We start from the raw sequence: 17,648 nt of genomic DNA on the forward strand, positions 1-17,648 counted from the left end.
CATGCGCCCTGCCCTCCCGCTGCTGCTGTGCCTGCCGCTGCTGGCCTGCGCCCAGCCCGTCTACGAGGTGCCGGTGGCCACGCCGGCGGGCGTGCAGGCGGCGGTGGCGGAGATCGGCCAGGGCGCGGCGCCGGGCCGGCGCAGCCTCACCGAGGCGGAGGCCAAGGCCGCCATCACCCGCGTGGCGCAGCGCCTGGCACCGGCCGGCAGCGCCGTCTGCCAGGAGGTGGGCCGCGGCGCCGGCTGCGAATGGCGCTTCGTCTACGACCCCAGCACCGACCTGAACGCCGCCGCCACCGGCGAGGGCGTCATCGTCGTGCAGCGGGGCGTGGCGGAGCATGCCCGCAACGACGCCGAGATCGCCTTCGTGGTGGCGCATGAGATGGCGCACCACGTGGCCGACCATGTCCGCTCCACCCAGAACCGCGCCCAGGCCGGGGCGGTGCTGGGCGGCATCCTGGCCTCGCTGGCCGGCAGCTATGCGGGGCTGGAGACCGGCCAGCTCGCCCAGACCGCCTCCGGCGTCGGCGCGCAGCTCGGCGTCATCTCCTACAGCAAGGCGCAGGAGCGGGAAGCCGACGTGCTCGGCGCCGCCATCCTGCACCGGGCGGGCTACGACATCGGCGAGGCGCGCGAGATGCTGCTGACGCTCGCCCGGCTGTCCGGCCGCACCGAGACCGGCCGCCTGTCCACCCACCCCGCCGGCCCCGACCGCATCGCCTCCTTCGATGGCGCGGTGTCCGAGCTGCAGGCGCGCAGCTGGCGCCTCGCGCCGGGCCGCTGAGGAACACCGCCATGACCGACGAGATCATCGCCCTCAGCAGCCGCATCGCCTACGAGAACCGCTGGCTCCGCGTGCGGGAGGACCGCATCCGCCGCCGCGACGGCTCGGACGGGCTGTATGGCGTGGTGGAGCGCAGCGACTTCGTGGTGGTGGTGCCGTTCCAGGACGGCCGCATCACCCTGGTGGAGCAGTACCGCTACCCGATCCGCGCGCGGCAATGGGAGATGCCGATGGGCACGTGGGAGGACAAGCCGGGCGCCGATCCCGCCATCCTGGCCGCCGCCGAGCTGCGCGAGGAAACCGGGCTGGTCGCGGCCAGCATGACGCCGGTGGGGACGATCTTCCAGGGCGCCGGCTACTGCAACCAGCGCGGCCATGTCTTTCTCGCCACCGGCCTCACCCAGGGCGAGCATGCGCGGGAGCTGTCCGAGCAGGACCTGATCTGCCGCGACTTCAGCCTGGTCGAGATCGAGGCGATGGTGCGGGACAATGTGCTGCAGGACTCGCAGAGCCTCGCGGCGCTGGGCATGCTGCGGATGCGAGGCTTGCTCTAGGGGCGAAAAGCTCCGGGCTTCATCGCTTTTTTGAGAAAAATCCGTGACTTTGTTTTCAATTTGGTCCCAATCGCGTGAGGTGTGCTTCCGCCTGGCCTGACCCTTCTTTAGGGTCCCGCGCCATGCGCCGCCAATTCCTGTTCCTGGCCGCCACGGCCCCGGCCCTGCTCGTCGCCCCCGGCCTCGCCCATGCGGCAGCCCGGCGGCGGGCAAGCCCCCCGCTCGCGCAGCGCCGGCTCGAGCTGCGCCACGCCGCCACCGGCGCCCGCTTCGAGGGCCCCTACCACAATGGGGTGGATTTCGACGCGGGCGCCATGCGGGAACTCTCCATCGTGCTGGCGGACACCCGCACCGGCACGGTCCGCCCCTTCGACCCCAAGGCCATCGACATCCTCTGGGAGGTCGGCGCCCGGGAGCGGATGGCTTCCTTCAACGTGCTTTCCGGCTACCGCACCCCGGCCAGCAACGCCGCCGTGCACGGCGCGGGCGACAGCCAGCACATGCGCGCCGCCGCCCTGGATGTGCAGGTCCCGAAGGCGAAGCTCGCCTCCTTCGGCCATGCCGCCCTCGCGCTCGGCCGCGGCGGGGTGGGAAGCTATCCCGACCATGGCTTCGTGCATGTCGATTCCGGGCCGGTGCGGAGCTGGGGCTTCGACAGGGCGGCGGGCGTGGCCCGCGCGCCCGCCCGCACGCCCGAGCAGATCCGGCTGGACCGCATGGCCGAGGCCTGGGCGCAGACCCGCCGGCGCTGAACCCAGCCCCAGGGCAGGGGAAGCCCGCGAAACGGGAAAGCCCCGGAAGGCACCGCCTCCCGGGGCTTCGCCGTTCCTGCGCCCTGTCTCAGCGCGCGGCGCGGCGGATGTTCCACAGCACGGGAAAGCCGAAATCGATCACCCCTTCCAGCTCGGCGCGCCACACGGCGGGGCTGGAGAACTGGCCGGTGAGCGGGAAGTTCACATTGGCCAGGGCGCGCCGGTTGATCTCGGCCACGGTGGCGCGGCGCTTCTCCAGCGCGCTTTCCGCCTCGAACCGCTCCAGCAGCGGCTTCAGCGCCTCGTCGCAATAAAGCCAGGGCGCCGAGCCGGTGCAGTTGTAGCCGATGCCGGGGTTGCTCAGCGGCTCGGACATGTCGAAGCCCGTGTAGATCACCGGCACCAGGCTCCAGCCGCCCTGCTCCACCGGCGCGCGGCTGAGCCAGCGCTGCGCCACGGTGGCCCAGTCCAGCGTCTGCACCTCCACGTTGAAGCCGGCGCGCTTCACGCGGTCGGCCACCACCATCGCCATCGGGTTGATCAGCGCGGAGTCCGCCGGGTGCAGGAACACCACGCGCTCGTTGTTGTAGCCGCTCTGCTTCAGCAGCGCCCGGGCGCGCTCCAGCTCGGGCTCGCGCAGCGCCTCGCCGCCGGCCTCGCTGCTGTAGCGCGTGCCGCACATCGTCATGGACTGGCAGGGCACGCGCGTCATGTCGGGCGGCAGGCCATGCACCGCCACCACCTCCCGCTGGTCCAGCGCCATCTGCAGCGCCTGACGCACGGGCAGGCTGTTGAAGGGCGGCTGGGCGTGGTTCACCGCCACCGCCCCCATGATCTGCGCGATGCCGCCGGGCTTGGCCAGCACCAGCTTCCGGTCCCGGCGCAGCATGGGCAGGTAGTCGAGCGGCGCGTATTCCAGGTAGTCCACCTCGCCGTTCTGGAGCGCCGCGGCGCGGGTGGCGGGGTCGGTGATGGTGAGGAACTCGGCGCGCTCCACATGCGCCACCTTGCCGCCGGCCAGGCCGTCGGCCGGCTCGTCGCGCGGGCGGTAGCGCGGGTTGCGGCGGAACACGGTGCGCTCGCCCGGCACCCATTCCTCCTTCACGAAGAGGAAGGGGCCGGAGCCCACGATCTCCGCCACCGGCTGGGTGGGCGGGGTGGCGGCCAGCCGCGCCGGCATCATGAAGGGCGTGTGCAGGCTGGGCTTGCCCAGCGCGTCGATGACGCCGCCATAGGGGCGGGACAGCTCCAGCTCGAAGCTGTCCGGGCCGGTGGCGCGCAGTTCCTTCGTGGCGCCCATCAGCCGGCGGCCGGTGGAATCCCGCGCGCCCCAGCGCTTCAGCGAGGCCACGCAATCCTCCGCCGTCACCGGCTGGCCGTCATGCCATTCCAGGCCCGGGCGCAGGGTGAAGCGGTAGGTCAGGCCATCCGCGCTCACCTCCCAGCCCTGCAGCATCTGCGGGCGGTACTGGCCCTGGCTGTCCATCGCCACCAGCGTGTCGAACACCATGTAGGCGAAGTTGCGGGTGACGAAGGAGGTGCCGGCGATCGGGTCCAGCACCTGCAGCCCGACATTCACCACCAGCCGCAGCGGCTTCTCCGCCGCCCTGTCGGTCGGCTGCGCCCGCGCGGCAACGGGCGCCAGGGCGAGCCCCGCCCCCAGCAGGGCCGAGGCCAGCACCTTCCGCCCGAGCCAAGTCCTGATCCGCATTCCCCACGCTCCCCTGCAATGCGCCGAGCGGCGCGCTTCCCCTGGCGGGCGGCCGGCCCCTGTGCCGGCAAGCCGCATCTCCTGGCGATACGCGAGCATTGATCGCTGGCTGGCATGAAGCCACCCGCCCCGCCCATCGGCAAGCGAAGACCGCGCCACCCCGCACCGGGCGCCCCTCCCCCGGTTCCGGCGCATGGCCCCTCCGGCCCGCCTGCGGCATGCTGGGCGCCGAGGAACCGCACAGGAAACACGCCGCCATGACCGCCAATCCCCGCGCCGCCTTCCAGGCCCTGCTCGCCGGCCCCGGCTGCGTTCACCCGGCCTCCGTCTATGATGCCGCCACCGCCCGCATCGCCGCCGATCTCGGCTATGAATGCGCGATCCTGGGCGGCTCCGTGGCCTCGGCGGCGGTGCTGGCGGCGCCGGACCTCATGGTGATGACGCTTTCCGAGCTGGCCGGGCTGGTCCGCCGCATCACCCGCGCCGCGCCGCTGCCGCTGCTGGTCGATGCCGACCATGGCTTCGGCAACGCCCTCTCGGCGGCGCGCACCGTGGAGGAGCTGGAAGCCGCCGGCGCCGCCGCCCTGACGCTGGAGGACACGCTGCTGCCCCAGCCCTTCGGCGAGAGCGCCACGCGGCTCGTCAGCCTGGAGGAAGGGCTGGGCAAGATCCGCGCCGGCCTGGCCGCACGGCGCGACCCCATGCTCTCCGTGATCGCGCGCACCGGGGCGCTGTCCGTCACCGGCCTCGAGGACGCGCTGGCCCGCGCCCGCGCCTATGCCGCCGCGGGCGCGGACGGGCTGTTCCTGACCGGGGTGCAGAGCCTGGAGCAGCTCGCCGCCCTCCGCGCGGCGGTCGATCTTCCCCTGCTGGTGGGCGGCAGCCGCGAGGGGCTGGGCGACGCCGCCGCCCTGGCCGGGCTCGGCGTGCGGGTGATGCTGCAGGGCCACCATAGCTTCCCCGCCGCGCTGCGGGCGGTGGAGGAGACGCTGCGCGCCCTGCGCCAGGGCGGCGCCCCGCCCGCCAGCGACCCGGCCCTGCTGCGCCGCGCCCTGAGGGCGGAGGATTACGAGGCGGCCGGCCGCGCCTTCCTCCAGCCGCCGCGCCCGGCCTGAACGGAGGCGGCAACGGAGGCGGCGCGGCCGGTGCGGAATCGCAACGCCACCTTCGGGGCATCCGCGGGAAGCCCTTGGCGGGGCTCGGGACTTTCCGCGCAGTCCATCGCTGTCCCCACCCTATGCCGCCACTTATCCCCAGCCTCATCCACGGGATCGGGGGATAAGTCGGCGGCCTCCCCCTTCCGCCCTCCGCTTCCTTTGGCGGCCGCCAGCGGCTAAAGCCCGCCCCCATGCGGAACTTCGATGCGGTGATCCTCGGCGCCGGCGCGGCCGGGCTGATGTGCGCCATGCGCGCCGGGCAGCGCGGCCGGCGCGTGCTGGTGCTGGACCACGCCCCCCAGGCCGGCTCCAAGATCCTCATCTCCGGCGGCGGGCGGTGCAACTTCACCAACATCCACACCACGCCCGAGCGGTTCTTCTCGGCCAACCCGCATTTCTGCAAGTCGGCGCTGAAGCGCTACACCCCGGCCGACTTCCTGGCGCTGGTGGAGAAGCACCGCATCGCCTGGCACGAGAAGACGCTGGGACAGCTCTTCTGCGACAACTCGGCGCGCGAGATCGTCGCCATGCTGCTGGCGGAGTGCGCGGCGGCGGGGGTGGAGATCCGCCTCGGCCACCGCGTCACCGACGTCTCCCGCGCCGACCACTACCGCGTGCAGACCGACCGCGGCGAGTTCACCGCCCCCGCCCTGGTGCTGGCCACGGGCGGGCTGTCCATCCCCAAGATGGGCGCCACCGGCCTTTCGCTCGACATCGCCCGCCGCTTCGGCCTGCCGCTCACCGAGACCCGCCCCGGGCTCGTTCCCCTCACCTTCGCCGGCGAGATGCTGGAGCTGATGCGCCCGCTTTCCGGCGTGGCGCTGCCGGCGGTGGCCCGGCTCGGCCGGCACGGCTTTCCCGAGGCGGTGCTGTTCACCCACCGGGGCCTGTCGGGGCCGGCCATCCTGCAGGTCTCGTCCGCCTGGCGGGAAGGGCAGAGCATCGCGCTCAACCTGCTGCCGGGCGTGACGAACGCCAGCGAGGCGCTGGTGGCGCGCAAGGTGGCCCGCCCCAGGGCCGAGCCGCGCACCGTGCTGGCCGAGCTGCTGCCGCAGCGCCTGGCGCAGTCCCTCGCCGCCGCCTGGCTGCCGGATCGCCCCATGGCCATGCAGACCGACCGCGACCTGAGGCGGGTGGCCGGCACGCTGGCGCACTGGCCCCTCACCCCGTCCGGCACGGAAGGCTACGCCAAGGCCGAGGTGATGCTGGGCGGCGTGGACACCGCCGCCCTTTCCTCCCGCAGCATGGAAGCGAGCGCGGTGCCTGGCCTGCATGTGGTGGGCGAGGCGGTGGACGTGACCGGCTGGCTCGGCGGCTACAACTTCCAATGGGCCTGGGCCAGCGGCTGGTGCGCGGGCGAGGCGCTGTAGCGCGTGCCCCGCCGCCTAGAACTCCACTTCCAGCTCCTCGATCGCCTCCGGCTCGGCCTTGGCCTCCTCCATCCACTCCACCATGTCCGGCCAGGCGAGGAGGTGGTCACGGTAGGCGGCGCAATCCGGCTCCAGCGCGACGTCATAGGTGAGGAAGCGGCTGGCGACGGGCGCGTACATGGCATCCGCCACGCTGGGCCGCTTGCCGAACAGCCAGGGGCCGCCCCAGCCGCCGAGGCAGTCCCGCCAGATCTCCTGGATCAGCGCGATGTCGGCGCGGGGTCCGGACCAGAGGGTGAAGCCCGGCCGCCGCGCCCGCATGTTCAGCGGCAGCGAGGCACGGAGCGCCGCGAAGCCCGAATGCATCTCGCCCGAGATCGAGCGGCAGCGCGCCCGCGCCAGGCGCTGGGCGGGCATCATCTGCGCCTCGGGGTGGCTCTCGTTCAGGTGCTCGGCGATCGCCAGCGTGTCCCAGATGGCGATCTCCTCCTGCAGCAGGCAGGGCAGGCGGATGGTGGGGCTGCGCGAGAGCAGCTCCGCCCGGGCCCGCGGGTCATCCGCCGCCGCCACCTGCACCGTGAAGGGAATGCCGGCCAGCCGGCACAGCAGGAACCCCCGGAGGGACCAGGAGGAATAGTTGCGGCTGCTGATGAGGAGCCGGGACGGGACCATGGCGGCGTCTTTGAACACGATTGGGGTGCAACCTTAGCCCCGCCACGGTCTTGACGGAATGGCAATATATGCCCGGCCAACATTCCCCTCGCGGCGAAGGAACCTTACCGTTACCGTTCGCTGGGGCGGCGGCAATATGCTGGCCACTTGGGCAAGGCATGGGCGCGGGAGAGGCTCCAGCGGATGATGTACCAGATCTATCAGGCCCAGCAGGACCTGATGACACCGATCCGGCTCTTTGCCCGGGGAACCGGGGCGGTGTTGCGGCAGTTCGATACCGGGCGGCCCGAGACCTTCGCCCTGCGGCAGCTGACCGCGGCCCTGGAGCTGCTCGGCAGCACCGGCATCACCCACACCCGCCCCCCCTTCGGCTTCACCAGCGTCGAGATCGGCAACAGGGATGTCGCCGTGGAGGAGGTGCCGCTCCACAGCACCCCGTTCGGCACGCTGCTGCACTTCCGCAAGGACATCGACCTGCCCCAGCCCAAGGTGCTGGTGGTGGCCCCCATGTCCGGCCACTTCGCCACCCTGCTGCGCGGCACGGTGCAGGTGCTGCTGCCGGAGAACGACGTCTACATCACCGACTGGACCAATGCCCGCGACGTGCCGCTTTCCGCCGGCCGGTTCGGCATGGACGAGTTCATCGACCATGTGATCCGCTTCCAGGAGGAGATCGGGCAGGGCGGCCATGTGCTGGCGGTGTGCCAGCCGGCCGTGCCGGTGCTGGCCGCGGTCGCCGCGATGTCGGAGAGCCGGAACCCCGCCACGCCGCGCAGCATGACGCTGATGGCCGGCCCCATCGACACCCGCATCAGCCCGACCAAGGTGAACGAGCTGGCGCAGGGCAACACCATCGAGTGGTTCGAGAAGAACCTCGTGGACACCGTGCCGTGGCGCTTCCAGGGCGGCGGGCGGAAGGTCTATCCGGGCGCCCTGCAGCTCACCGCCTTCATGTCGATGAACATGAACCGCCATGTGCGGGCGCATCTGGAGCAGTACCGCAACCTGGTGGGCGGCGACTCGGAGCTGGCCGATGCGCACCGGCGCTTCTATGACGAGTACCTGGCGGTGATGGACCTGCCGGCGGAGTTCTACCTGGAAACCGTCCGCACCGTGTTCCAGGAGCACCACATGCCGCTGGGAAAGTTCCACTACCGCGGCCGGCTGGTGCGGCCGGAGCTGATCCGCCACACCCGGCTGCTGACGGTGGAGGGCGAGCGGGACGACATCTGCGCCATCGGCCAGACGGCGGCGGCGCTCGACCTCTGCTCCGGCCTGCCCGCCGGCATGAAGCGCAACCACCTGCAGACGGGCGCCGGCCATTACGGCGTGTTCAGCGGCCGCCGCTGGGCGAACGAGGTCTATCCGCTGGTGCGCGACACCATCGAGGCCGCTTCCTGAGGCGCCCGGGGAGGGGGAGCCGCCCCCCTTCCCGCCCTGCCGCCCCGCCCTACGCCACGGGATGGCCGAGATGGTGGTAGTCCCGCTGCCACCAGATCAGCGCCGGGCCGGGCGCGCCGAAGCGGATCGCCCGGATGCTGGCGAAGAATACGCTGTGCGTCCCCTTCTCCAGCACCTCGTCGATCACGCAGTCCATCGACACGGCGGCATCGGCCAGCACGGGCGCGCCGGTTTCCAGCGCCGTCCAGTCGCCATGGGCGAAGCGCTGCTCCGCCGTGGTGGCGCCGGTGAAGCCGGCAAAGACGTTGGACAGCTCCTGCTGCCCCGCCGAGAGCACGTTCACGCACAGCACGCCATTGCCCTTGATGGCCGCGTTCTGCCCGCTGTTGCGGTTGATGCAGACCAGCAGCGTGGCGGGGTCGTCGGTCACGCTGCACACGGCGCTGGCGGTCAGGCCGGCGCGGCCGCCCGGGCCGTCGCTGGTGATCAGGCTCACCGCCGCGCCCAGGCGCGCCATGGCTTCACGGAAATCGGGGCGGGAGACGGTCATGCGGGAGGCACCTTCGGGCATGCGTGTCACATGGTGCCATGCGGGCCTCCTGCAAACCACCCGGGGCGCCGGCGAAAGGGGTGGGCGCCCGGCGAAGGGAGCGCTGGCGAAAGCCTGAAGCGGCGGGGCGCTTCCGCCCGCCCGGCATCCCGCTATCCTGCGTCGCTCCGGAACCGCGAGCGAGGAGACGACATGCCCGAAATCACGATCCAGGCCGCCGATGGCAGCGGCAGCTTCTCGGCCTACCTGGCCATGCCGAAGCAGGTGCCGGCCGGCGCGGTGGTGATGATCCAGGAGATCTTCGGCGTGAACCACGCCATGCGCTCGCTCTCCGACTGGGTGGCCGACATGGGCTTCATCGCCATCTGCCCCGACCTGTTCTGGCGCCAGGAGCCCGGCATCCAGCTCACCGACGGCAGCAAGGAGGAGTGGGACCGAGCCTTCGCGCTGATGAACGGCTTCGACCAGCGGAAGGGCATCGAGGACCTGAAGGCGACGCTCGCCGCGGTGCGCACCATGCCGGGCTGCAACGGCAAGGCCGGCACCATGGGCTTCTGCCTGGGCGGGCGGCTGGCCTTCATGATGGCGACCGACTCCGATGCAGACTGCAACATCTCCTATTACGGCGTCGGCATCGACGGGCTGCTGGAGGGAGTGGGCCGCATCAGGAATCCGCTGCTGATGCACATCGCCGAGCTGGACAAGTTCGTGCCGGAGGAGGCGCGCCGGAAGATCCTGGCGGGCGTCGGGGGCAACGGCCAGGTCGCGGCGCATGTCTATCCGGGGGTCGATCACGCCTTCGCCCGCATGGGCGGGCATAGCTGGGACGGGCGCGCGGCGACCATCGCCAACGGGCGCACGGCGGAGCTGCTGGCGAAGTGCCTGGGGTGAGGCGGGAAGGCCGGGGGGGAAGGAGTTCCCCCGGCTCGCCTTCCTGTCCGGCCGGGCTTCAGGGGCCGAGGCGGGCCTCGATCCAGCCGGCGCGGTCCAGGCGGTAGAGCATGTGGCGGCGCAGGCGGTGGCCCTGGGGGATGCGCGGATGCTCGAATGCGCCGGCGGGCCGCATCCCCAGCCGCTCCATCAGCGCCCAGGAGCGCAGGTTCTCGGCCACGGTGAAGGCGACGATCTCCGCCAGCCCCAGCGGCCCGAAGCCATGCGCCAGGGCGATGCGCGCCGCCTCCTCGGCATAGCCCTGCCGCTGGAAGGCGGTGGCGAAGCGCCAGCCGATCTCCACCGGCGGGTCGGCCGGCGCGTCCCAGGGGATGCTTTCCCAGGAAAGCCGCGCCAGGCCGCACAGCCCGATCACGCCCGGCGCCTCCCGCCGCTCCACCGCCCAGAAGCCATGGCCATGCGCCTCCAGATGCGCCGTGAGCCGGTCCATGAAGGCATCCGAGGCGGCGCGGTCGAGCGTCGTGGGGAAATGGCGCATCACCGCCGGGTCGGCGTTCAGCGCGGCCAGGGCGTCGCGGTCCTCTTCCCGCCAGGGGCGCAGGATCAGGCGCGGCGTGTGCAGGGTGAGCGGGGTGGCCATGCCCGCCAGCCTAGAGCAGATCCCCCTTGGGCGGAATCGCCCGATGGGGCGAGGCTGCCCACCGCCCGCCACGGGCCGGCCCGCCAGCCACCCCCCTCCCCCCGCGCGCCCCGAAGGGGCTATGGTGCCGCACGGAGGAAACGGCCCATGACCCCTGAGACCCTGGAGGCCCTCGCGCAGCGCGTGCCGGACGGCGCGATGGTGGCGCTGCCGCCCGACAATTCCCTGCCTTCGGTCGCGCTGGCCAAGGCGCTGATCCGCCGCCGCGCCCGGGGGCTGCGGCTGCTGGGCGTCCCCGTCTCGGGCTTCGCGACCGACATGCTGATCGGCGCGGGCTGCGTGGCGGAGGTGCAGACCAGCGCCGTCAGCCTGGGCGAGGCGGGCTTCGCCCCCCGCTTCACCGCCGCGCTGAGGGAAGGCCGCATCACGGTGCGGGACGCCACCTGCCCGGCCATCCACACCATGCTCCAGGCGGCCGAGAAGGGCGTTCCCTTCATGCCGCTGCGCGGGCTGATCGGCAGCGACATCCTGGCCAACCGGCCGGACTGGCGCGTCATCGACAACCCCTTCGCCGAGGGAGGGGACCCGATCGTGCTGCTGCCCGCCCTGTCGCCGGACTTCGCCCTGTTCCACGCCGTCATGGCGGACCGCGAGGGCAATGTCTGGGTCGGCCGCCGGCGGGAATGCGCCACCATTGCCCATGCCGCCCGCGCCGCGCTGGTCACGGTGGAGCGCCTGCACGAGGGCAACCTGCTGGAGGATGAGCGCCTCGCCCCCGGCACCATCAGCGCCACCTATGTCAGCGGCATCGCCCTCGCGCCGCGCGGCGCGCGGCCCGTGGCGCTGCTCGACGAATACGGCATGGACAGCGCCTTCATCGCCGGCTACGCCCGCGCCGCCCGCACCGAGGAAGGCTTCCAGGAGTGGCTCGCCCGCCACGTCACCCCGCAGGCCGAGGAGGCCCTGGCATGATCCACCCCGAGGAGCGCCTCGCCGCCGCCCTGGCCCGGCTGATCCTGGATCCGGCCGCGCCGCCCGCCCGCCACATCGCGGTGGGCGCCGCCTCGCCCATCCCGGCGGCGGCCTGCTGGCTGGTGCGGAAGTCCGGCCACCCGGTCCGCCTTTCCCTGCTGCACAAGCGCAGCGGCAACCCCTTCACCGAGGGCACGCGGGAGCTGTTCGACCTCACCGGCCAGGGACGGATCGACCTGTTCTTCCTGGGCGGCGGGCAGATCGACGGCCAGGCCAACATCAACCTGGTCGGCACGGGCGAGTGGCCCGGCACGGAGGCGCGCTTCCCCGGCAGCTTCGGCAGCGCCTTCATGTACATGATGACGCCGCGCACCATCCTGTTCCGCGAGGAGCACTCGCCCCGCGTGCTGGTGCCGCGGGTGGACAACATCTCCGCCCCCGGCCTTTCCGCCCCCGGCGTGTTCCGGCGCGGCACGGCGCAGGCGCTGGTGACCGGCCGCGCCGTCTTCCGCTTCGACCCCGCGCGCGGCCGCTTCGCGCTGGAAAGCGCCCATCCCGGCGAGGACGCCGCGAGCATCCGCGCCGCCACCGGCTTCGACTATGACGAGCCCGCGCATCTCCCCGCCACGCCGGACCCGGCGCCGGAGCAGCTCGCCCTGCTGCGCGGCCCGGTGCGCGACGAGATGCTGGAAACCTACCCCGAGTTCTGCGCCCGCGTGTTCGGCGCAGCCGAGAAGAAGGACGCCGCCGCATGACCGATGCCCTCCCCACCAACGATGCTGCCACGGGCGACGCTTCCATGGGCAACGGCCTGGCGCGCTCCGCCGGCGCGCTCGCCGGGCTGAAGGTGATCGACCTGACGCGCGTGCTGGGCGGCCCCTACTGCACCATGATCCTGTCCGACCACGGCGCCGAGGTGATCAAGGTGGAGCCGCCGCAGGGCGACGAGGTGCGCGAATGGGGCCCGCCCTTCCACGGCGACGCCGCCAGCTACTTCATCGGCGTCAACCGCAACAAGAAGTCGATCGCGCTCGACCTCGCCAAGCCCTCCGGCCGCGCCGTGCTGCTGCGCATGCTGGAGGACGCGGACGTGCTGGTGGAGAACTTCAAGCCCGGCTCCATGGAGAAGTGGGGGCTGGGCTATGAGGAGGTTCTCAGCAAGAAGTTCCCGCGGCTGGTGCATTGCCGCGTCTCGGGCTTCGGCGCCACCGGCCCGCGCGGCGGCCTGCCAGGCTACGACGCCATCATCCAGGCCATGGTCGGGCTGATGTCGGTCAACGGCACGCCGGAGACGGCGCCGGTGCGCATGGGCACGCCGATCGTCGATCTCGCCACCGGCCTGTATTCCTCCATCGGCATCCTGATGGCGCTGCAGGAGCGGGCCCGTTCCGGCCAGGGCCAGTATGTGGACATGACGCTGCACGATTGCGGCATGGCGCTGCTGCACCCGCAGGCCGCCAACTACCTGCTGAACGACAAGCGCCCCAAGGCCACGGGCAACCCGCACCCGAACATCGCGCCCTACTCGGCCTTCCGCACCCGGACCTGCGAGATCTTCGTGGCCTGCGGCAACGACCCCGCCTTCCGCAAGTTCTGCGCCTTCCTCGGCCTGGATGGGCTGCCGGAGGACCCGCGCTTCCGCACCAATGGCGACCGCGTGACCAACCGCGAGGCGCTGGCCGCCATCCTGGAGCAGCGCCTTTCCACCGAGGACGGCCACGACCTCACGGACCGCCTGCTGGCCGCCGGCCTGCCCGCCGGCCCCGTGCTGAACGTGGACGAGGCGCTGGCCGCCCCGCACACGGCGCACCGGGAGATGGTGACGCAGCTCGGCGAGTTCCGCGCGCTGGGCACGCCCATCAAGCTTTCGCGCACGCCGGGCGGCACGCGCGCGGCGCCCCCCGCCTTCAACCAGCATGGCGAGGACGTGCTGGCCGCCCATGGCTACAGCCCCGAGGAGATCGCCGCCCTGAAGGCCGAGGGCGTGCTGATCGAGAAGCGCCGCTGAACTGACGCAAGAAGGATGAGGCCCGGGGAACTCCTTCCCCGGCCTTTCTTTCCCGCCCGGCCGCACCCGCCGGAGTGCGCCGCCTCGCCTTCCGCGCCACAACCCCGGCCATGAACACATCCCTCACGCCCCGCCAATGGGGATTGCTGCTGATGCTCGCCCTGGCCTGGGGCGGCAGCTTCTTCTTCATGGCCGTGGCGGGCGCGGCCTGGCCGCCCTTCACCGTGGTGCTCGCGCGCGTGGCGCTGGCGGCGGCGCTGCTGTGGGGCCTGCTGGCGCTGAACCGGCAGCGCCTGCCGCTGCGCCGCCCGGTGCTGCTGGCCTGCCTCGGCATGGCGGTGCTGAACAACCTCACCCCCTTCAGCCTGATCGTCTGGGCGCAGCAGAGCATCCCGAGCAGCCTGGCCTCGGTGGTGAACGCGGCGACGCCGGTGCTGACCGCGGTGGTCGCGCATTTCGCCACGGCGGACGAGAAGCTCAGCGGCCACCGCCTGGTCGGCGTGCTGGTGGGGCTGGGCGGCGTGGCGGTGCTGGCCGGGCCCGCGGCCTTCGGCGCGGGGGCCGAGCTGCCCGGCATCCTGGCCGGGCTCGGCGCCTGCCTCAGCTACGCGGTGGCGGGGGTGTGGGGCCGGCGCTTCCGCCGCCTCGGCGTGCCACCGCTCGCCGCCGCCGCCGGCCAGACCACAGCGAGCTGCCTGCTCGCCCTGCCGCTGGTGCTGCTGCTGGACCGGCCCTGGCACCTGCCGCCCCCGGGGCCGGAGGTGATCCTGGCCGTGCTGGCGCTGGGGCTGATCTCCACCGGCATCGCCTATGCGCTGTTCTTCCGCCTGCTGGCCGAGGCCGGCGCCACCAACACCGCGCTGGTGACGCAGCTCGTGCCCGTCATGGCCATCCTTCTCGGCGTGCTGGTGCTGGGGGAGGCGCTGCTGCCGCGCCACCTGGCGGGCATGGCGCTGATCGCGCTCGGCTTCGCGCTGCTGGATGGCAGGCTGCGGCGCCGTGCCGCTTGATCTGGCGCAACACGGCGCCCCCCTTTCCGCGCTAGGCTGCGGCGCATGATCGCCAACTGCCTGCATGACCTCACCGCCCTTGGCCCCGGTGGGCTGGCCGCGTTGATGAGCGCCCTGTTCCTGGCCGGGCTGGCGGGCGGCGCCACCCATTGCGCCGCCATGTGCGCCCCCTTCGTGCTGGCGCAGGCGGCGGCGGTGGCGCCAAGCAGCGCGGGCGGCGGCCGGCTGGCGCGGCTCGGCGGCGCGGCGCTGCTGCCCTACCACACGGGCCGGATGCTGGGTTACGCCCTGCTGGGCGCCCTGGTGGGCGGCGGCGCCGGGCTGGCGGGGGGCCTGGCCGAGGCGGGCACCACTCCCGGCGCCCTGCGCCTGGCGCTGGCGGCGCTGCTGCTGCTGGCGGCGCTGCTGATGCTGGGGCAGGCTTCCGCCCGGCTGGGGGGGAGCCGCCTGGCGCAGTGGCTGCCGCGCCTGCCCGCGCCGCGCCTGCCGGGCTTCCTGTCCCGGCACCTGGGCGGGCTGCTGGCGGCGCCCGGCGGCTGGCGCGGCGTGGCGCTGGGGCTGATGCTCTCCGCCCTGCCCTGCGGCCTGCTCTATGGCGCGCTGGCGGGCGCCGCGGCCGCCGGCAGCGCGCTCGGCGGGGCGCTGGCGATGCTGGCCTTCTGCGCCGGCACCGTGCCGGCGCTGATGGGCGTGGCGCTGCTGGGCCGCTTCTTCGGCCGCCGCGCCGGGCCGCGCCTGCGGCAGGCGGGCGCCGCGCTGTTCGGGCTGAACGCGGTGATGCTGACGGCCCTGGCCTGGCGGCTGTTGCAGGCACAACCCTCTTAGCCTTCCTTTACCGCCTGCCCCCGACCTTCCCTCCGGCGCCACCGGACGAGGAAGGAAGGAAGGGATGGCATTGCTGGTGACCGGCGAGGTCCCGAACACCATCCTGGAGAATGACCGCGCGGGCGACTGGGTGGCGCAGCTCAAGCTGTCCGGCATCGCCAGTCCGCTGGAGGTGCGGCTGACCGGCGAATCCGCCCGGCTGTTCGAGGCGACGCTCGACCGCCTGACCGGGACCGTCACCATCACCCCCGTCATGGTGTTCGACCGCGAGGCCGATACCGGCGCCACCGACCCCGTCTTCACCTTCGGCCTTTCCGTGCGCACCGCCAGCGGCTGGCAGGATGCGCCGCGGAGCTGGTCCGTCACCCTGCGCGGCGTGGACGACGCGCCGCCCCGGCGGCTGCTCTTCGCCTCCGGTGGCTCGGTGCTGGAAACCGAGCTGGGCGGCGTCGTCGGCCGGCTGCAAGGCTATGATTCGGACACCGACATCCGCACGCTGACCTATGAGGTGGCCTGGCCGGACTCCGCCCTGTTCGAGGTGGTGGGTGACGTGCTGAAGCTGCGCGACGGGGTTGACCTGCTGCGGGAAGGCGGCACCACGCGCCAGGTGATCATCATTGTCTCCGACGGCCGGCAGGAGGCGAGCTTCCTGATGGATGTCGCGGTGATCGACGTCACCACGCTGGACGTCACCCCGGCCCCGCCCGCCATCGAACCGCCACCACCGCCGCCGCCACCGCCCCCGCCGCCACCACCACCGCCGCCACCGCCGCCGCCTCCACCGCCTCCACCGCCTCCACCGCCTCCACCGCCTCCACCGCCACCACCGCCGCCGCCACCGCCGCCGCCTCCACCGCCTCCACCGCCTCCACCGCCACCACCGCCGCCGCCACCACCACCGCCGCCACCACCACCGCCGCCACCGCCTCCACCGCCTCCACCGCCTCCACCGCCGCCACCGCCGCCACCGCCGCCGGAGACGCGGGACAGCCTGCACATCACGGCCATGGCGGCACCGGCGCTGCTGAACAGCCTCAAGCTGGTCTGGCAGGCGGAGCACACCAGCATCCCGGCCGGTGGCGCGGCCCAGACCAGCCTGACCTCCGGCGGCCTGCTCTGGCTCTCGGCCGAGGACCGGCAGCGGCTGCAATCCGGCCTCGCGCAGTTCGAGCCGCCGGCGGACGCCGCATACCGGCTGGACTTCGGCGGCAATGGCGAGGAGCGGAAGATGCTCGTCTGGGTGGCGGCGGCCGAGCCGGAAGCGGAGCTGTCCGGCCTGCTGCAAGGGCTGCTCGGCCAGCGCGAGAAGCTGGAGCAGCTCAGCCTGCCCGCCGGCGGCCAGCTGCTGGACGCGCTGCACGCCCTGGCGGGAGAAGCGCCCGCACCCCCTGTTTCGCTCACGCTCGAGGTGCTGGCGCCGCTTTCCCCCGCCGCCGGCCTGTTTGGCCCGTTGCAGCCCAAGGCGGTGATCGCCGTGCTTTATGACGCGGTGCTGGACCGCGCCCCCAGCCGGCCCGACATGGCCTATTGGATCGGGCATGGAGGCGGCGGCCCGCTGGATGCGCGGCAGGTGGCGCAGGCCCTGCTGGAAAGCCCGGAATTCCTCGCCCGCCATGGCGGCGCCAGCGACCGCGACTTCGTGGCCGGCCTTTACCGCAACACCCATGACCAGGACCCGAGCCCCGCCATCCTCGACCACTGGACGGAGATGCTGGGAAGCCACGCCCTGGACCGGACGGAGCTGGTGCTGCGCATGGCCCTGCTGTCGGAGGAGGATTTCGTCCTGCGTTGAGGGGTGCCGCGCGCCCGGCGGCTGCGAGGGATTTTTTGCGACTCATTCTCACTTGCGGCAAGCTGTCCCGATCACCTCCGGCCAACAGGGAGATCCAACAGCCATGGCGACACACGGCCTGCCAACCTGGCCCTGGACCAACGCGCATGTGGACGCCCTGCCCGCGCCCGAGGCCCTGCTGCTGGAAGGCATCCGCCGCTGGTCCTGCGCCGAGCGGCGCGGCCTGCCGGGCCTGCCCGAGGCGCGGCTGCCCTTCATCGCCGAGAATGTGGCGCCCGCGGCGCCGGCGCTGGATGCGGTGATGCGCCTGGGCGGGCAGCGCTTCCTGGCCGGCGAGACGGTGCATCCGGCGCTGGTGGGCAACGAGCCCGCCCTGCTGCTGGCCTTCGCCCTGGCGCAGCGTGGCCCGCGGCGGGAGGCGCTGGCGGCCTTTCTGCGCCTGCTCCAGCCCGCCGGGGCCTATGCCGCGATGGGCCCGGCCATCGGCCTGGCGCTGAGCTTCCGCCGGGCCGGCCTGCTGCTGGCCAATCCGCTGCGCTGACAAAAAAGGGGCGCGCCA

General features: G+C 72.9%; 18 protein-coding genes. 14 read left to right on the forward strand and 4 right to left on the reverse strand.

Annotated elements, in window-relative coordinates:
- Position 1: 1 nt before the first annotated feature.
- The 3 genes from CR162_RS04445 to CR162_RS04455 all read left to right on the forward strand — a co-directional run bounded on the left by CR162_RS04445 (position 2) and on the right by CR162_RS04455 (position 2,090).
- Positions 2–784 (forward strand): M48 family metalloprotease, encoded by a 783-nt coding sequence (locus tag CR162_RS04445; protein ID WP_141563068.1) that lies wholly within the window; start codon positions 2–4, stop codon positions 782–784.
- An 11-nt stretch (positions 785–795) separates the two neighbouring features.
- Positions 796–1,338 (forward strand): NUDIX domain-containing protein, encoded by a 543-nt coding sequence (locus CR162_RS04450; RefSeq protein WP_099094340.1) that lies wholly within the window; start codon positions 796–798, stop codon positions 1,336–1,338.
- 122 nt (positions 1,339–1,460) lie between these two features.
- Positions 1,461–2,090, forward strand: coding sequence for a YcbK family protein (locus tag CR162_RS04455; RefSeq protein ID WP_099094341.1), 630 nt, complete (start codon positions 1,461–1,463; stop codon positions 2,088–2,090).
- Between the two features lie 88 nt (positions 2,091–2,178).
- Here the strand turns inward: CR162_RS04455 and CR162_RS04460 are convergent, their stop codons facing one another.
- Positions 2,179–3,801: an ABC transporter substrate-binding protein gene (locus CR162_RS04460; protein ID WP_099094342.1), complete on the reverse strand. Its 1,623-nt coding sequence runs from the start codon at positions 3,799–3,801 to the stop codon at positions 2,179–2,181.
- Between the two features lie 257 nt (positions 3,802–4,058).
- Here CR162_RS04460 and CR162_RS04465 point away from each other — a divergent pair, with 257 nt between their 5' ends.
- Together CR162_RS04465 and CR162_RS04470 are read left to right on the forward strand one after the other, a co-directional pair.
- On the forward strand, positions 4,059–4,916 hold the full coding sequence (locus CR162_RS04465) for an isocitrate lyase/PEP mutase family protein (RefSeq protein WP_176559715.1): 858 nt from the start codon (positions 4,059–4,061) through the stop codon (positions 4,914–4,916).
- Positions 4,917–5,149: 233 nt separating this feature from the next.
- Positions 5,150–6,328 carry a BaiN/RdsA family NAD(P)/FAD-dependent oxidoreductase gene (locus tag CR162_RS04470; RefSeq protein WP_099094344.1) on the forward strand — a complete coding sequence of 393 codons (1,179 nt, stop codon included), beginning with the start codon at positions 5,150–5,152 and terminating at the stop codon, positions 6,326–6,328.
- Positions 6,329–6,343: 15 nt separating this feature from the next.
- Here CR162_RS04470 and CR162_RS04475 read toward each other — a convergent pair whose 3' ends face one another.
- Positions 6,344–7,018, reverse strand: coding sequence for a glutathione S-transferase (locus tag CR162_RS04475; RefSeq protein ID WP_245870123.1), 675 nt, complete (start codon positions 7,016–7,018; stop codon positions 6,344–6,346).
- A 168-nt stretch (positions 7,019–7,186) separates the two neighbouring features.
- Between CR162_RS04475 and CR162_RS04480 the strand changes: the two genes are divergently transcribed.
- The gene (locus CR162_RS04480) at positions 7,187–8,401 is read left to right on the forward strand and encodes a polyhydroxyalkanoate depolymerase (RefSeq protein ID WP_456316207.1); all 1,215 of its coding nucleotides are present in this window, start codon (positions 7,187–7,189) and stop codon (positions 8,399–8,401) included.
- 49 nt (positions 8,402–8,450) lie between these two features.
- Here CR162_RS04480 and CR162_RS04485 read toward each other — a convergent pair whose 3' ends face one another.
- Positions 8,451–8,972, reverse strand: a complete 522-nt coding sequence (locus tag CR162_RS04485) for a flavin reductase (RefSeq protein WP_245870124.1) — start codon at positions 8,970–8,972, stop codon at positions 8,451–8,453.
- 171 nt (positions 8,973–9,143) lie between these two features.
- Between CR162_RS04485 and CR162_RS04490 the strand changes: the two genes are divergently transcribed.
- The gene (locus CR162_RS04490) at positions 9,144–9,842 is read left to right on the forward strand and encodes a dienelactone hydrolase family protein (protein ID WP_099094347.1); all 699 of its coding nucleotides are present in this window, start codon (positions 9,144–9,146) and stop codon (positions 9,840–9,842) included.
- A gap of 58 nt (positions 9,843–9,900) precedes the next feature.
- Here the strand turns inward: CR162_RS04490 and CR162_RS04495 are convergent, their stop codons facing one another.
- Entirely contained in the window at positions 9,901–10,482 is a 582-nt protein-coding gene (locus CR162_RS04495) for a GNAT family N-acetyltransferase (protein WP_099094348.1), read from the reverse strand.
- A 147-nt stretch (positions 10,483–10,629) separates the two neighbouring features.
- Between CR162_RS04495 and CR162_RS04500 the strand changes: the two genes are divergently transcribed.
- The 7 genes from CR162_RS04500 to CR162_RS04535 all read left to right on the forward strand — a co-directional run bounded on the left by CR162_RS04500 (position 10,630) and on the right by CR162_RS04535 (position 17,630).
- Entirely contained in the window at positions 10,630–11,454 is an 825-nt protein-coding gene (locus tag CR162_RS04500) for a CoA transferase subunit A (protein ID WP_099094349.1), read from the forward strand.
- The gene (locus CR162_RS04505; protein ID WP_099094350.1) at positions 11,451–12,209 is read left to right on the forward strand and encodes a CoA-transferase; all 759 of its coding nucleotides are present in this window, start codon (positions 11,451–11,453) and stop codon (positions 12,207–12,209) included. Before CR162_RS04500 ends, CR162_RS04505 begins: the two co-directional genes overlap by 4 nt.
- Entirely contained in the window at positions 12,206–13,462 is a 1,257-nt protein-coding gene (locus tag CR162_RS04510; protein ID WP_099094351.1) for a CaiB/BaiF CoA transferase family protein, read from the forward strand. Before CR162_RS04505 ends, CR162_RS04510 begins: the two co-directional genes overlap by 4 nt.
- Positions 13,463–13,572: 110 nt before the next feature.
- Positions 13,573–14,472, forward strand: a complete 900-nt coding sequence (locus CR162_RS04515) for a DMT family transporter (RefSeq protein ID WP_099094441.1) — start codon at positions 13,573–13,575, stop codon at positions 14,470–14,472.
- Between the two features lie 45 nt (positions 14,473–14,517).
- Positions 14,518–15,297 (forward strand): urease accessory protein UreH domain-containing protein, encoded by a 780-nt coding sequence (locus CR162_RS04520; protein ID WP_099094352.1) that lies wholly within the window; start codon positions 14,518–14,520, stop codon positions 15,295–15,297.
- A 64-nt stretch (positions 15,298–15,361) separates the two neighbouring features.
- A complete protein-coding gene (locus tag CR162_RS22295) occupies positions 15,362–17,089 on the forward strand; it encodes a DUF4214 domain-containing protein (protein ID WP_176559716.1) in 1,728 nt (575 codons plus the stop codon).
- A 103-nt stretch (positions 17,090–17,192) separates the two neighbouring features.
- Complete coding sequence (locus CR162_RS04535) at positions 17,193–17,630, forward strand: hypothetical protein (RefSeq protein WP_099094354.1); 438 nt, start codon at positions 17,193–17,195, stop codon at positions 17,628–17,630.
- Positions 17,631–17,648 lie beyond the last annotated feature (18 nt).

This window comes from Teichococcus rhizosphaerae (assembly GCF_002631185.1).
In the GTDB taxonomy this organism is placed as follows: domain Bacteria; phylum Pseudomonadota; class Alphaproteobacteria; order Acetobacterales; family Acetobacteraceae; genus Pseudoroseomonas; species Pseudoroseomonas rhizosphaerae.